The 13,602-nt window shown below is 57.5% G+C and carries 13 protein-coding genes; 10 read left to right on the top strand and 3 right to left on the bottom strand.

The annotated features are described in order from the left end of the window. Nucleotides 1-653: 653 nt before the first annotated feature. Nucleotides 654-2,111 (bottom strand): alpha/beta fold hydrolase, encoded by a 1,458-nt coding sequence (locus G7A66_RS06185; protein WP_206675093.1) that lies wholly within the window; start codon nucleotides 2,109-2,111, stop codon nucleotides 654-656. A gap of 205 nt (nucleotides 2,112-2,316) precedes the next feature. Here G7A66_RS06185 and G7A66_RS06180 point away from each other — a divergent pair, with 205 nt between their 5' ends. The 9 genes from G7A66_RS06180 (at nucleotide 2,317) to G7A66_RS06140 (ending at nucleotide 10,303) form a co-directional block, all read left to right on the top strand. Further along, a complete protein-coding gene (locus G7A66_RS06180; RefSeq protein WP_174294834.1) occupies nucleotides 2,317-3,798 on the top strand; it encodes a LytTR family DNA-binding domain-containing protein in 1,482 nt (493 codons plus the stop codon). Between the two features lie 207 nt (nucleotides 3,799-4,005). Next, complete coding sequence (locus G7A66_RS06175; protein ID WP_174294833.1) at nucleotides 4,006-5,139, top strand: serine hydrolase domain-containing protein; 1,134 nt, start codon at nucleotides 4,006-4,008, stop codon at nucleotides 5,137-5,139. Between the two features lie 231 nt (nucleotides 5,140-5,370). Further along, nucleotides 5,371-5,715, top strand: coding sequence for an ArsR/SmtB family transcription factor (locus tag G7A66_RS06170; protein ID WP_332310504.1), 345 nt, complete (start codon nucleotides 5,371-5,373; stop codon nucleotides 5,713-5,715). After that, nucleotides 5,712-6,644, top strand: coding sequence for an MBL fold metallo-hydrolase (locus G7A66_RS06165; protein WP_174294832.1), 933 nt, complete (start codon nucleotides 5,712-5,714; stop codon nucleotides 6,642-6,644). The genes G7A66_RS06170 and G7A66_RS06165 overlap by 4 nt, the downstream gene beginning before the upstream one ends. 11 nt (nucleotides 6,645-6,655) lie before the next feature. Further along, nucleotides 6,656-7,084, top strand: coding sequence for a YeeE/YedE family protein (locus G7A66_RS06160; protein WP_174294831.1), 429 nt, complete (start codon nucleotides 6,656-6,658; stop codon nucleotides 7,082-7,084). A 2-nt stretch (nucleotides 7,085-7,086) separates the two neighbouring features. Further along, a complete protein-coding gene (locus tag G7A66_RS06155; RefSeq protein ID WP_206675092.1) occupies nucleotides 7,087-7,527 on the top strand; it encodes a YeeE/YedE family protein in 441 nt (146 codons plus the stop codon). Between the two features lie 11 nt (nucleotides 7,528-7,538). Then, complete coding sequence (locus tag G7A66_RS06150) at nucleotides 7,539-7,883, top strand: TIGR01244 family sulfur transferase (protein WP_174294830.1); 345 nt, start codon at nucleotides 7,539-7,541, stop codon at nucleotides 7,881-7,883. A 12-nt stretch (nucleotides 7,884-7,895) separates the two neighbouring features. Beyond that, the gene (locus G7A66_RS06145; protein WP_174294829.1) at nucleotides 7,896-9,608 is read left to right on the top strand and encodes a SulP family inorganic anion transporter; all 1,713 of its coding nucleotides are present in this window, start codon (nucleotides 7,896-7,898) and stop codon (nucleotides 9,606-9,608) included. A gap of 62 nt (nucleotides 9,609-9,670) precedes the next feature. Then, on the top strand, nucleotides 9,671-10,303 hold the full coding sequence (locus tag G7A66_RS06140; protein WP_174294828.1) for a class I SAM-dependent methyltransferase: 633 nt from the start codon (nucleotides 9,671-9,673) through the stop codon (nucleotides 10,301-10,303). Here the strand turns inward: G7A66_RS06140 and G7A66_RS06135 are convergent. Continuing rightward, the gene (locus G7A66_RS06135) at nucleotides 10,300-11,052 is read right to left on the bottom strand and encodes an MBL fold metallo-hydrolase (RefSeq protein WP_174294827.1); all 753 of its coding nucleotides are present in this window, start codon (nucleotides 11,050-11,052) and stop codon (nucleotides 10,300-10,302) included. The genes G7A66_RS06140 and G7A66_RS06135 overlap by 4 nt on opposite strands. Before the next feature lie 802 nt (nucleotides 11,053-11,854). On the opposite strand from G7A66_RS06135, the gene G7A66_RS06130 reads away from it, so the two are divergent. Beyond that, the gene (locus G7A66_RS06130; protein WP_174294826.1) at nucleotides 11,855-13,399 is read left to right on the top strand and encodes a phospholipase D-like domain-containing protein; all 1,545 of its coding nucleotides are present in this window, start codon (nucleotides 11,855-11,857) and stop codon (nucleotides 13,397-13,399) included. Between the two features lie 104 nt (nucleotides 13,400-13,503). Here G7A66_RS06130 and G7A66_RS14490 read toward each other — a convergent pair. Continuing rightward, nucleotides 13,504-13,602: IS3 family transposase (locus tag G7A66_RS14490; RefSeq protein ID WP_332310505.1), on the bottom strand; the 99-nt coding region annotated here is incomplete at its 5' end.

The raw sequence follows: 13,602 nt of genomic DNA, 5'->3' as shown, positions 1-13,602 counted from the left end.
CGGGTCGCCACCCGCTTCGACCGCAACATCAAGACCTTTATGGCCACAATCGCTATCGCAGCCATCGTCACCTGGTGGCTCTAATGAGTCCGGACCCTAGTATCTTCGACGTGACCGAACTACGCGACTCGATCTACTATGCACAACTGGCTAGGAAAGCGCGTCAGCTCGCTTCCGCTCATTCCGATCCAGTCGCTGCCCGTCGTCTCCGAGAGACGGCGATAAAGCACGACCGGACGTCCGCGAGGCTGGCGAGGGCAGAATCCCGCCCTAACAGAGCCATGGTGCCTCTTCGAAAGATCTTCCCCTTTCTCTAGCGTTCCGCTGAGGCTTGGTTCAGCGCCGATCTATAGCGGCTCCACCAACCAATGAGACGACTGTAGAGCTTTTCTTCCAAAGGGCGAAAAGGTTGCTTTGCAGGAGGAGATGGCTGCGAAACCCGTGCTCCGATATTTCCAGAGCATCAACTCTCCATGCTTGTAGGCGATAGAGCGCCCTTACTCCCAATCTTCTATCACCCTGCATTCGCGGCAGGTCTTTAACCTTTAAGTTTTAACGTGATCGAGGGGGCGTCAAGCAGCCCGATCGCCCGGTCCGTTTGGCGCTCCCGCCGCCTCGAAGTCTTTGGAAATCGCTTGGCTGCAGCTACCCACTCAGCCCTCAGGTATCGGCGAAGTAAAATCCGGCAGAGGCGCTATAATCGTGTCTGGCACTTCGGTGCCTCTAAAAAAAGCGTTGATAGCGGCTAAAACTTCGGGGCTGACCGTAAACAGGTTGTGACCGGCGTTCTCGATTGTGACCCGGCTGAGATTGCTGAGGCCCGCGACCGCTTCGAGCTGCGCATCAGGGTAGGTGCGGCCGTCCAATGTTCCGGTCAGCAGCAATGTAGGCACATCACTTCGCGCTTCCTCACGAAATCCGTCGCCCAGATCGAGCTCAGAAAGTTCATCGCGTATCTGCGGCATTGGAAAGTTGAGCGCCAACCCCAACAATGCGGTGCGACCCTGTCTGGTCACCAAAGTCAGTCTTTCCTCACTGATGCCGGAGGCTACATCCATGGCGGTCGGCATCGCAGAGAGGCGTATAGGACCTCCGGGCATGAAGTAGCGCGGAATAACCATGTGGAGCATGCCTGTGCCGCCGGCGGCGATCTCCCGATACATGTGGAGCAGAATGGCTGCGCTGGCAGGATCGGCGATCATACCGGCGGCGATCCCTTGCATCGTGGCGCGGGTTATCAGGACACTTTGCTCCTTGCCGTCTTTGTCAATTACAGAGAGCGATATGGGCTCGGCGTCCAGCTGCCGATGAACCTGATCCATGAGCGAGCGAATATCGGGGAACATCGCCCTGGCCGCTGGCTGTTTATCGATAGCCTTCTGCAAACGCATGAAATAGGCGTCAGTCCGGGCGGGCAGCTTGACCGTCTGCGCCAAGCCCTCGGCACTTGCAAGAATGACCCGGTCGAGCCGCTCTGGCATGGTCTTCATTGCCGCAAGCGCGAGATGCGTGCCATAGGAAATGCCCCAGAGGCTGATCTTCTCCGCGCCCAGATGCGAACGCAGATCGTCAAGATCGGCTGCGCTCTCAAGCGTCGAATAACCCTTCAGATCGATGCCATTGCCCTCCCAGAAGGCAGCGCATTCCCGGGCTGCGGCACGGTAAAGACCTGTGCGCTCGGTATCGGACAGGACTCGATCTCCGGGCTCCACGATATTTGAGGTGCAATCAGGAAGATCGCTGGCTTCGCCGGTGCCACGCTGATCGAAAGCGATAACATCGCCAAACTCTCGCAATGCCATGAACAGCGAAAAGCGCTCACCCTTGGCCGTGCCGATACCCGATCCGCCTGGACCGCCAGCGAGGTAGACAATCGGAGCGCCCGGCTCGGCTGTCGTGGCGGGGAACCGGACATAGTGCAGCGTGATCTGGCGGCTGTCCGGATCCCCGCGTCGCTCCAGCACCTGGAGGCTCCCGCGCAGTGCGGGAACGGAGCTTCCGTCACTTGCTTCGAATACGATCGGCATTTCTGAAGCTGCAGGGATCGTCACGGCAGTTTCTGCCGGCGCTGCCAGCATCGCCGCGAATGCTGCTATCGAACTGAAGATCATTTTGTTTCCTCACGAGAAGAGGTTGGAGTTTCACTTGCCGAGGGAGTCTTCTGAAGAGAGCAAGCGGGAGCAAGGCGAAGGTGCGAAACTTGAACGCCAGAAGTCACGCAGTTCCAGCGTTCGGGACAGGCATCGTCGGCGAGCGGCGGCGTTCGTCCTGTGAGCGGTTGGGAAATCCAGACGATAGACGGTAGAGACACCCGCCATGCGCCGCTTTCTTCTTGCCCTGGCTCTCCTGGTGTCTTGCGTCTCCGCCGCCCGCGCGGAGCCGATCGCGCCAGCCCGCCTCGTGCAATGTTCGCCTGCGTCAGCTGGAGCAGCGCTGCTTTCGAGTTGTCACACCACCAGTGTAGGTGACGTGGATCCACAGGGGCGCCTCATCGAGCTGCAAGGCTGGTTCGAAATACCGGATGACCGGATCGCGCGCGAACCGCTTGCGCTGTATTTGTCAGGCAAGAACGCGAGCACCGTCCATCTGAACGGCACCGCCATCGGCAGCAACGGCTTGCCGGGAGCGTCCGCAGATATGGAGCGTGCCGGCGAGATGGACACACAGTTCTACCTGCCGCCTGATCTGCTCCGCAAAGGCATGAACCGGATAACCATCCGCATGTCGGCGCAGCATGGAATGTTTAATTTGACCCAGCCGGTCCATGCGATCCTGATCGACCGCCACCGGCTTCTCTCCGACCACCTGCTGCGCCTCTACTGGCCTGCGCTGATCACCTTCGGTGCTTTCCTCATCGCGACGCTTTACTTCGGCGTTCTTGCTGCGGGCAGCAGGGTGCTTCGCGGTGATGCGGTTCTGCTGGCGCTTCTTTCGCTGTTCGCTGCCGGTCAATTGCTTGCCGAGGTGTCGAGAGGTCTCTGGACCTATCCCTATCCGGTGCATGATCTCCGACTTCTGGCGATCCTCTTTTGCGCTTTCGGCTTCGGCAGTTGCCTGACCGCTCACCTCTGGCGTCGCTTTGCGAGGTGGTACTGGGTTCGGGCGACGCTCGGCACACAAGGTGTGATCGCTTTCATTCTGATGCTGGTGCCTGGCTTTGATCTGAAGACCGTCCTCGCGACATTGCTCCCGACACTTGCAGGAGTTGTTGTGCTGGTCCGCTGGATGGCAGCACGTCAGCCGGGGGCGGCTGCCTATCTGGCGGCATTTACCGCATTCGCCGCGCTGTGCCTGTTAGGACCGTTCGCGTTCCTGGACATTGCTTTTTACTACGCGGTCGCCGCCCTGCTAGGGTTTCTGTTTGTGCAGCAGGCGCTGGCGCTGGTCGCCACCAGGCGAGAACGTGCAGCTGCCGTTGCCGATGCGGCGCGCCTTGAAGCTGCGCTCGACCAGGCACGTGAGCGTGCCGCCCCGAGCCCGGTAAGCGTGCTCGACGGCAGCCGTATCACATTGATGCCTGCCGATCGCATCATCCGCTGTCAGGGGGCGGGCGATTACGTCGAGCTGTTCCTCGAAGGGGGTGCAACGCTGCTTCATTCCGGCAGCCTCAGCGGACTGGAAGACAGTCTGCCAGATACGTTTCTGAGAGTGCACCGGTCACACATCGTGAACAGCACCTGCATCGTGCGGCTTGAACGCGATGCGAGCGGCACCGGCACATTGTCGTTGGTGGATGGTAGCGATGTTCCCGTCAGCCGCCGGATAATGCCACGCATCAAGTCTCAGTTGAGGGCTTGATATCATCAAGGGCTAACTTGCACGGGAGGTGATCTGGCGGCCCTTATTCGTCAGGCCTCGCCTGGCAGAAGCTCACCTGGCATGTGCTAAAGGAGTGCTGCCGCCAGCTTGAGACAGTCCTTGCAAGGGCAATCAGGCAATTTCTGGTGAGGTGGACTGCCATGGAGCCAAGATATAGGTTTCTCGCACTCGGCCGTGGAGACCTCGATGCACTTCTTCGTTTCTCTTTCACTTGTTCTTCTCACTGCCCTTATCGGCACGAGTGTCGCACATGCTCAGGAAGTGGTAGAACTTTCTCTGACAGAGAAACTGGCTGAATTCGACCGGTTTGCCCGCGAATACAGGTTAGAGCATGATGTGCCCAGCATGTCCTATGCCATCGTCAGGGACGGAAAGATCGTTGCCGCCGAGGGGATTGGCTGGCAGGACCATGATGCGGAAGAGAAGACAACCGCAGACACGAGTTACCTCGTGGCCTCGATCACGAAGACCTTCACTGCTGGGACATTGCTCGCGATGGAGGCGGACGGGATTATAGATCTCGACGACCCATTCACCGGGTTGAGCGACTGGGACGAGCGTTGCGAATGGCTGTCTACCAGCGGCAATATCTTCGGCGGCGGCAAGCCACTCGAGGACGGCTACATTCCGCCTCCGATCGACTGCGCGGCTGCAATCAGTCTCCGAAATGTGCTGCAGATGCGGGTGCTTGGTGAACCCGGCAGCAATTTCATGTACAATCCCATCGTTTATGGCCGACTGTCGAACTGGGTCGAGGAAAAGACCGGAGAGCCGTTCGATGTCTGGATCCGGCGCTATGTCATCGATAAAGCCGGCTTGAAAAACATCGCTGCTGGCTGGCGCGATGCACGCGGCGGAGATGCGCTGCGGCTGTTAGCCCCGCCGTTCCGCCACGCGCCAGAGCAGGACGACAATCTCGCTCCTTCGGCACTGCCCAATCCAGAAATGAACGGATCGAGCGGGATCATCGCGAGCGCCCTTGCATTGGCCGAATACTCGATCGCGCTTGATGACGGCCGCATCCTGACTCCGGCCTTACGCAGCAAGATGTGGACGCCTCCGCGCGATGATGACGGCAGCGAAGCGGATTACGCCTACGGTTGGTGGAACCAGAGATGGAATAACAGGCAACTGGTCTGGCATGGTGGCTGGTGGCCGGATGCCTACGCGGGAATGTTGCTCAAAATACCCGAAGACGGTCTAACGCTTGTGGCTCTCGGCAACACCGACGGACTGCATTGGGGAAACCGGGTGCAGGTTGCGGAGATCGAGAAATCGCCCTTTGCAGCAAAGTTTCTGGAGCTCTTTGCGGCCGATTAGTACACCACCGGCCGAACGCTGATGTCCCAAACTGGGCCGGTTGCGGACTGTCTGCTTTAGCTTGAAAGCCGAGAAAGCCGCCCTTTCGCAAGCATGCAACTGCCCTGCTCGCCTACTCCCCCCACCAGCTGGTGCATCTTCTCGGTAATTGCTCAACTCGGCAATCTCGAGAATCAGACTTGAAATTGAATTAGCAGAACCTAATTTAGCTATATCTAATGGAGTTGTGCGGTGGATTTTCTGGTGCAGTTTGAAAAACAAGCAGGGGAGGCTGTCAGCCTATTGAAGGCGATGGCCAACGAGCCTCGGCTGTTGGTCCTCTGCCACTTGTCTGAAAGCGGCGAGTTGTCCGCTGGCGAACTGGTCGAAAGGGTTGGACTGAGCCAATCGGCCTTGTCCCAGCACCTTGCGAAGTTGCGCGAGGAACGCCTCGTGAGCACACGCAAGGAAGCTCAAAACGTGTTCTACAGCGTGTGTGATCCTCGTGCAGCGCAGCTGCTCGCGCTTCTCCATGATCTCTTTTGCCCCGAGCTGGGGCTGGAGAACGCCGAAAATGCGAACGGGAGTTCATCATGAATAACGATATTAGATTACAAGATGCTATTGAGCAGGTCGAAGCCGTCCTGCGCGGAGAATTGCCTGCACCCCATGTGAAAGCATTCTTCGACGAACCGACTTTCACAGCAACCTATGTCGTTCACGACCCGTCGACGAAGATTGCGGCCGTCATCGATACCGTGCTCGATTTCGATCAGGCGTCCGGCTCTACAAGCACCAAGTCCGCTGAACAGGTAATCACCTACGTCGAGCAGCAAGGGCTTACGGTCGAGTGGCTGCTCGAAACTCATGCACATGCCGATCACCTTTCGGCTGCGCCCTACTTACAGGAGAGGCTTGGCGGGAAACTGGCGATTGGTGCTGACATCGTCACGGTCCAGGAGGTCTTCGGGAAAATCTTCAACGAGGGTACGCGTTTTGAGCGCGATGGCTCCCAGTTCGATCTGCTCCTTGAAGACGGTGACGAGCTACGCATCGGAAACGTGCCGCTCATCGCGTTGCACGTGCCGGGCCACACTCCAGCCGACATGGCTTACCTGATCGGCGATGCAGTGTTCACCGGTGATACTATGTTCATGCCGGACTACGGATCGGCTCGAGCTGACTTTCCGGGGGGCGATGCGCGAAAGCTTTATCGTTCTGTGCGCCGGCTGATGAATTTGCCGGATCAAAGCCGCGTTTTCCTCTGTCACGATTACAAAGCTCCCAATCGCAAACAGTACGTATGGGAGACAACCATGCTCGCTGAGCGGACGGCAAATGTACATCTGCACGAGAATGTGACCGAGGACGAGTTTGTCGAGATGCGCACCCAGCGCGATGCAACGCTCGCAAAGCCAAAGCTCATTCTCCCTGCAATCCAGGTGAACATGCGCGGCGGAAACATGCCAGAACCGGAAGAGAATGGTGCAGCCTACCTCAAGCTTCCAATTAACCAGCTTAGCTGAGGAGTTTAGCCATGGAACCTTTGTCGCCACTCGTGGCAATTGCCGGCGGTCTTCTTATCGGCACCGCCGCAGCAATTTTCTTGTTACTGACAGGCCGTATCGCAGGCGTGAGCGGGATGACCGCTGTCGCGACGCGCATAAGCTCAAGCGGGACGCCCTGGAGCCAAGCCGCAGCCTTCGTCATCGGGCTTCCGATCGGTGCGGCCTTGATCGCAGCGTTCGTGAGAACTCCTGATGTGCTGATTACCGCATCACCTGCGGTACTCATCATCGCTGGCCTGCTTGTCGGTGTTGGAACTCGTCTGGGCAACGGCTGCACGAGCGGCCACGGCGTGTGCGGGATGGCTCGTCTCTCGCCCCGCTCCATAGCTGCCACCGTGACGTTCATGGCCGCCGCGATCCTAACGGTCTTTGTCGCCCGGCACGTGATTGGAGGTTGATCATGCGTAATCTACTGCCCGCTCTCATCGTAGGAGTTATTTTTGGCGCAGGGCTCGTGCTGTCCGACATGGTGAACCCAGCACGCGTACAGGCATTCCTCGATGTCGCTGGCGCTTGGGACCCAACCATGATGTTCGTCATGGGCGCGGCGCTGCTTCCGTCGGCGCTTGCCTATCTCGTTCACCGCCGAATGCAGCAGCCGCTTTTGGCGGATCAATTCTTCATCCCGCGCAACGGCCCTATCGACCGACCTCTGCTCATCGGCGCGGCGCTGTTCGGGATCGGCTGGGGAATGGCCGGATTTTGTCCAGGACCTGCAGTTGCTGGCCTAGTGCTGGGTATCTGGCAGGTCTGGCTCTTTGTCGCGGCCATGCTCGTCGGGATGATATTGCATCGGTTCGCGAATGCCCGTTTCAGTAAAATGTCCGCTTCTGCGGCATAGGAGAAAACAAGATGTCAGAACATAAGCGCCTCAGCGACAGGCTAACTGTAAGGCCACAAATCCAAACCGACGAAATTGCCGGAATTGCAGCAGCTGGGTTCAAAGGCATAATCAATAATCGCCCCGACAAAGAGGAGCCGGACCAGCCGAGTTCAAGCGACCTCAAAGCTGAGGCCGAGCGTCATGGCCTTAACTATTGGCATATACCCGTAGTGCCTGGCCAGGCGAACGGAACGCACGTGGAGGCATTTGCCGAGGCGCTCAACCACAGCGATGGCCCCGTGATGGCGTTCTGCAAGACGGGCAACCGCGCCGCGGGGCTGTGGGAAGCTTCACAGCGAAAAAATGAAGACTGAGCTCGCGCTCCAATGAACAAGCTGGCTAACTATCTACCGATCCTTGCTTGGGGGAAGAGCTACAATCGAGACGCATTAACCAGCGACCTTCTCGCTGCCGTGATCGTTTCGATCATGCTTATACCCCAGAGCTTGGCTTATGCCCTCCTGGCAGGGCTGCCAGCGGAAGTTGGCCTTTACGCATCCATCGCGCCGTTGCTCATGTATGCGGTCTTCGGCACCAGCAGGACCCTATCGGTCGGACCAGTCGCCGTGGTCTCTCTCATGACAGCAACAGCGGCTGGGGGCGTGGCCATCCAAGGTTCCCCCGAGTATATCGCGGCAGCACTCATTCTCGCACTCATCTCTGGCCTGATCCTGACGGCCATGGGCCTGCTTCGATTGGGCTTTCTGGCGAACCTCTTGTCTCATCCGGTAATCTCCGGATTTATTACAGCATCAGCGATCCTCATCGCCGTCAGCCAGGCTAAGCATATTCTTGGAATTTCAGCTTCCGGCGAGACGCTTCCTGAGTTGTTGCCGGCCCTCGCAAGAAATCTGGAGCAGGTGCATCTGGCGACGCTGCTGATCGGCCTGCCGACAATGCTCTTTTTGTTCTGGGCACGAAAGGGTTTGGGTCGAGCGCTCCTCACCGCGGGAATTCCGCAGCGGTCAAGTGATCTGATCGCGAAAGCCGCTCCGGCAATCTCAGTTCTCGCCACCGTTCTCGCTGTTGGTGCTTTCGGCCTGAACAGGGAAGGAGTAGCCGTCGTGGGTGCGATCCCGCAGGGCCTGCCACCCCTGACAGTGCCGCTGTTCGATCCCGCCCTGTGGTCGGCCTTGCTCGTTCCCGCTCTGCTCATCAGCATCATCGGATTTGTAGAGTCAATTTCGGTGGCGCAAACGCTGGCTGCAAAGCGGCGGCAGAGAATTGAGCCGGACCAGGAACTGATCGGCCTTGGCACAGCGAACCTCGGCGCCGCCTTCACAGGTGGTTACCCTGTGACGGGTGGCTTCTCCCGCTCGGTGGTAAACTTCGATGCCGGGGCAGAAACGCCCGCAGCTGGAGCTTATACGGCGCTCGCGATCGCTCTCGCAGCCCTGTTCCTCACTCCACTTCTGTTCTTTCTTCCGCTGGCGGTATTGGCTGCAACCATTATTGTCGCCGTCCTCGGTCTCGTCAATTTGCGCATAATCAATGAAGTCTGGCATCACTCCAAGAGCGACTTTGCCGCGATAACGGGGACCATCGGTCTGACTTTGTTGTTCGGCGTGGAGCCCGGCGTAATCGCCGGAGTGCTCATTTCTCTGGCGCTTTATCTGTGGCGTGCTTCCAGACCTCACGCTGCGATCGTGGGGCTTGTCCCGGGGACACAGCACTTCCGCAATATCTTACGCCATGATGTTGAGACTAGGCCGGACTTGTTGACGCTGCGGATCGACGAAAGTCTGACCTTCATCAATACCAGGTGGCTTGAGGAATACGTATTGAAGCTGGTTGCCGATCGCCCGGAACTCAAGCATCTCGTCCTCATGTTCTCGGCTGTAAATGCAGTTGATGCTTCCGCCCTGGAGAGCCTGGAAGTGATCAACAGCAGATTGAAGGACGCTGGGGTTCGGCTGCATCTTTCCGAGGTGAAAGGTCCAGTTCTGGACCGCCTGAAACGATCTCACCTGCTGGAAGAACTATCGGGGCGGGTATACCTCTCTCAGTTCGAGGCATTTGCATCGCTGCGGCCCGAGTGAACTTCTGCGCTCGAAGGCGTCTGCGCAAAGCTATCACGGTCGTATAGCAGGAGGCACGAAAGATGCTCAAAAACTGGTACGAGGAGACGATCCTCCCGCATCTCATCAGGTGCGCTTGCGGTGATCCGAAAATCATGGAGCTGCGCAGCAGGCTCGTCCCGCTTGCGAAGGGAAACGTGTTTGAACTTGGCGTAGGTGGCGGACTGAACCAGCAATTCTATGACCCGCAGCAGGTCACTAGCTTCACGGGGATCGACCCAGGAGGCAAATTACTAGAGCAGGCCCGTGACGCCGCTTATCAGAAAGGTTGGGAAGCAGATCTTCGCCAAGCTCCCGGAGAAGCTATCCCATTTTCTGACGACAGCTTTGACACGGTAGTCAGCACCTACACGCTCTGCTCAGTTAAAGATCAGGCCCAAGTGCTTTCCGAGTTGCGGCGAATCTTGAAGCCTGGAGGCAGATTTATCTATCTCGAACACGGTCGAGCGCCCGATGCGGACGTTGCAACATGGCAGCGGCGGATTGAACCGTTGTGGAAGCGAATGGCGGGGAACTGCCATCTTACGCGCCCTGTGGAGCAGGCGGTGCGGAATGCCGGCTTTGAGCTGGAGCCGATCGGAGCGAGCTATATGCCCAAGACGCCGCGGTGGGCGGGATGGATGGAATGGGGTACCGGAACCGGGAAGAACGTTTAACCCTGCGGCGACTTGCCGCCAATCTTGTGCAGCAACTCCACTGCATCTTCAGGACAGTCCCCGCATTTGAGGTTGGCCGGAACTGCCACGTCGATCTTCTTTGGATAAGGTAGGTCGAGATTGTTCATGACTTGCTCGAATTCCGGAAACGAAACACCATCGTGCAGCCGAGGATTACGCTCGCGCTCCTGTGCCACGGTCGACACCCGGCGTTGCTGATAATCATGTGCCGGATATACGAGCGTGTCGGAGGGCAGAGTGAAGATCTTTTCCCTTACTGATCGATACAGAGCCGCCGTGTCGCCATTCTGGAAGTCAGTTCGACCGCATCCGTCGATCAACAAGGCGTCTCCGGTAAATACCCGCTCCTGGCCCCCCTGATCTAATAGATAGGAGTGATGTGTATCAGTGTGGCCAGGCGTGAAGAGCGGATGAAACCTGAGGCCACCCAAGTTAAGTGGGCGATCTTCTGCCACTGCGATATCCGCGCAAGGCAGGTCGTCTTGTGCAGGATAGGCAACCTTGCAGCCAGTAAGCACTCTCAGCCTGCAAGCCGAGCTTATGTGATCGGCGTGGATGTGGGTGTCGAGCGTGTAAGCAAGCCGCAATCCAAGGTCCTGGATTACCTGAAGGTCGCGCTCGACTGTCTCCATCACTGGGTCAAGCAGCAGCGCCTCGCCAGTCTCTCGCCAGCCAAAAAGATAAGTGTAGGTTGAAGATTCTGGTTCGACCAACTGACGAAAGATCAATGAGTTCTCCTATGATGCAGCCGAATACGCAAGCTACTCCTCGCTATGACAGCGGCTTCTCAGAACCCGAGCTCACTTGTGTGAACCCATCGTTTGCCGACTGCTCCTTCTGTAGGCACGGTGACATGGAGCTCGCCGGCTGAGCATGGCTCTTAGCAACGCCCTTGCGCACGCGAGTAACATGTTCACCTTTTGCAGGTTTAGTTCCGCAGTCGATTATGGGGCCATGTCCTTCTGGCGCCGGTCAGAACAACCAAAGCAGCACCAGTACAACCAAGATGATCACCACGATCGACGGGAGCCCATATTTTCCCATTGTTTTTCTCCAGAGATGCTCGGATGATGCCGGCACAGCCATCAATGATTGAAAAAATGCAATGGTTCCGTCATGACCGCGCCGTCGCTCACCAGAGCATCGTGATGCCTCAACGTGGATATCCGCTATCCAGTAAGTCTAAGAAATTAGGAACGATGGAACTGAGCTCAAAAACAGCTTGTTCGTTTGCGGTCTTTGTCGAGTCAAAGAGGTCTAGCGGGGGTCACTGTGCGCCGTCCCGTCTTCTGAAGCCTTTTCGTTCTGACGATCCTGCTCGTGACAACTCGCTCGCTTATCCAAGATACCATCCACCAAGGTTCGCTGAACCCCATGTTCTACCGATTGTTGTCTGCAGAAGTTATATGTGAAAACGCCTGAACTCGAGCGCGGAGCACAGGCAGGTTGAAGCGGGCTGGCCAGGCAAGCTTTACGGAGAATCACACCAGGACTGGAAGCGCACCCACGACTACTGTTAGTCTGTCGCGGATGTCTGAGTCTGTTCAACAATCCAGCGCCGAACCTATATTGGTCGAAGGGGAAACCTGCTGGCGCAAGGTGCGAGCTGATCGAGCAGCCTTCATTGTGGATGCAGCCGATTATTTTGCGGCAGCGAAGGAGGCGATCCTCGGTGCCCAGAAGAGCGTCTATCTGATCGGATGGGAGTTCGACCTCGAAATCGAGCTGACGCGGGGAAGCCGCCATGCAAGGGCACCCGATCAGCTGCGTAAGTTCATCAACCACGTAGTCACTTTGCGTCCTGATCTGGAGATTTACATACTGCAGTGGGACGGGGCGATGCTGTTCAATATCGCACGGCAGTTCGGCTCCTGGTTGCTCCTGAAGATGCAGGCTAAGCCAAACATCCATTTTCGGCTCGACAGTCAGCATCCGGCCGGCGCGTGCCACCACCAAAAGATTGTTGTGATCGATGATGTTGTCGCCTTTTGCGGAGGCATCGACATGACTTCTGGCCGGTGGGATACATCCGATCACCTTTCAGGCAATGAGAAGCGCAAGGAAGATGGCAAGGCCCCGATGCCCTGGCACGATATGACATTGGCTGTAGAGGGAGAAGCAGCCAAGGCGCTTGGAGAACTCGCACGTTGGCGATGGAAAAATGCTACCGGGGAGGAACTACCGGTTCCAAACCGCACTAGCACGATTTGGCCCTCGCAGCTGACTGCAGATTGCTTCAACGTCACGTTGGGTATCGCCCGCACCCGTCCTTCCTACGGTGACCTAGAAGAGATCAGGGAAATCGAGCAACTCTGGAAGCAGGCCATCGGCTCGGCGCGACATAGTATCTATATCGAGAACCAGTTCCTTTCTTCCGGCCGGATTGCGGACGCGCTTAAGGAGAAGCTGGAGGAGAGCGATGGACCGGAAATCGTGATTGTGCTGCCTTCCTCGGCGGAAAGTTGGCTGGAGTCCGAGGCGATGGACAGCGCCCGCGCCTTAATCATTTCCGATCTTAGAGAAGCCGATCGGTATAATCGGCTCGGCATCTATCATCCCGTCAATGCTTCAGGCGATCACATATACGTCCACGCGAAGCTGCTAATCGTCGACGATCGCTTCATCAGGATTGGATCGTCCAACATGTCAGGCCGCTCCATGACCCTTGATACGGAATGTGATCTTGCGATGGAAACGGAAGGCCAGCCGTTTGTGCAAGAGACGATCGCAGCTTTGCGTAAGAAATTGCTGGCCGAGCACCTTGGGAAGTCGGTGCAAATAATTGAGGCAGAGCTCGAACGCTGTTCCGGAAGCATGTTGCAGGTGATTGAGCGGGTTCGCTGCGAAAGCGGGCCAACCTTACAAGAGCTGCACCCGCAGGAACTGAACATCATGGAGGCTGCGCTGGCAAGAAGCAGGCTGATGGACCCGGAAGAACCTATCAAACCCTCGAAGCGGCTCTTCGGTTCTGCTCGGCGCGCTGCCAAGCAAAACCGGATACTACTTGCTGCCGGTGTGACCGCCCTGGGGATTACTGCGGCCAGGGCGTGGCGAATTAGCTCGCGAAGACACTAGGCGGGAGCAGCTTGCTTCTGAAGTCATCGCCCTCCCGCTCTGCCCCTACTCAGCGCAAACGCTGTTTTGGACTTGTAACGGTTTTGTGCCGGTCACCTATCTCATTATGCCACCTTGGCTTCGAACGCGAGTGGGCTGATGCCGCCCAGATATGAATGTCGGCGACGGGTGTTGTAGAAGCCATTTATGTACTGGAAGATTGC

Source organism: Alteripontixanthobacter muriae (assembly GCF_013336795.1).
Classification (GTDB): Bacteria; Pseudomonadota; Alphaproteobacteria; order Sphingomonadales; family Sphingomonadaceae; genus Pseudopontixanthobacter; species Pseudopontixanthobacter muriae.
Note: the sequence above shows the minus strand (reverse complement) of the source record. Positions and strands in the feature narration are given on the sequence as shown.

Bases quoted from the DNA above. Each gene is read 5' to 3' on its own strand.
- G7A66_RS06140 (WP_174294828.1), top strand. From the start codon at position 9,671: ATGCTCAAAAACTGGTACGAGGAGACGATCCTCCCGCATCTCATCAGG.
- G7A66_RS06175 (WP_174294833.1), top strand. From the start codon at position 4,006: ATGCACTTCTTCGTTTCTCTTTCACTTGTTCTTCTCACTGCCCTTATC.
- G7A66_RS06150 (WP_174294830.1), top strand. From the start codon at position 7,539: ATGTCAGAACATAAGCGCCTCAGCGACAGGCTAACTGTAAGGCCACAA.
- G7A66_RS06185 (WP_206675093.1), bottom strand. From the start codon at position 2,111: ATGATCTTCAGTTCGATAGCAGCATTCGCGGCGATGCTGGCAGCGCCG.
- G7A66_RS06145 (WP_174294829.1), top strand. From the start codon at position 7,896: ATGAACAAGCTGGCTAACTATCTACCGATCCTTGCTTGGGGGAAGAGC.
- G7A66_RS06165 (WP_174294832.1), top strand. From the start codon at position 5,712: ATGAATAACGATATTAGATTACAAGATGCTATTGAGCAGGTCGAAGCC.
- G7A66_RS06160 (WP_174294831.1), top strand. From the start codon at position 6,656: ATGGAACCTTTGTCGCCACTCGTGGCAATTGCCGGCGGTCTTCTTATC.
- G7A66_RS06180 (WP_174294834.1), top strand. From the start codon at position 2,317: ATGCGCCGCTTTCTTCTTGCCCTGGCTCTCCTGGTGTCTTGCGTCTCC.
- G7A66_RS06155 (WP_206675092.1), top strand. From the start codon at position 7,087: ATGCGTAATCTACTGCCCGCTCTCATCGTAGGAGTTATTTTTGGCGCA.
- G7A66_RS06130 (WP_174294826.1), top strand. From the start codon at position 11,855: ATGTCTGAGTCTGTTCAACAATCCAGCGCCGAACCTATATTGGTCGAA.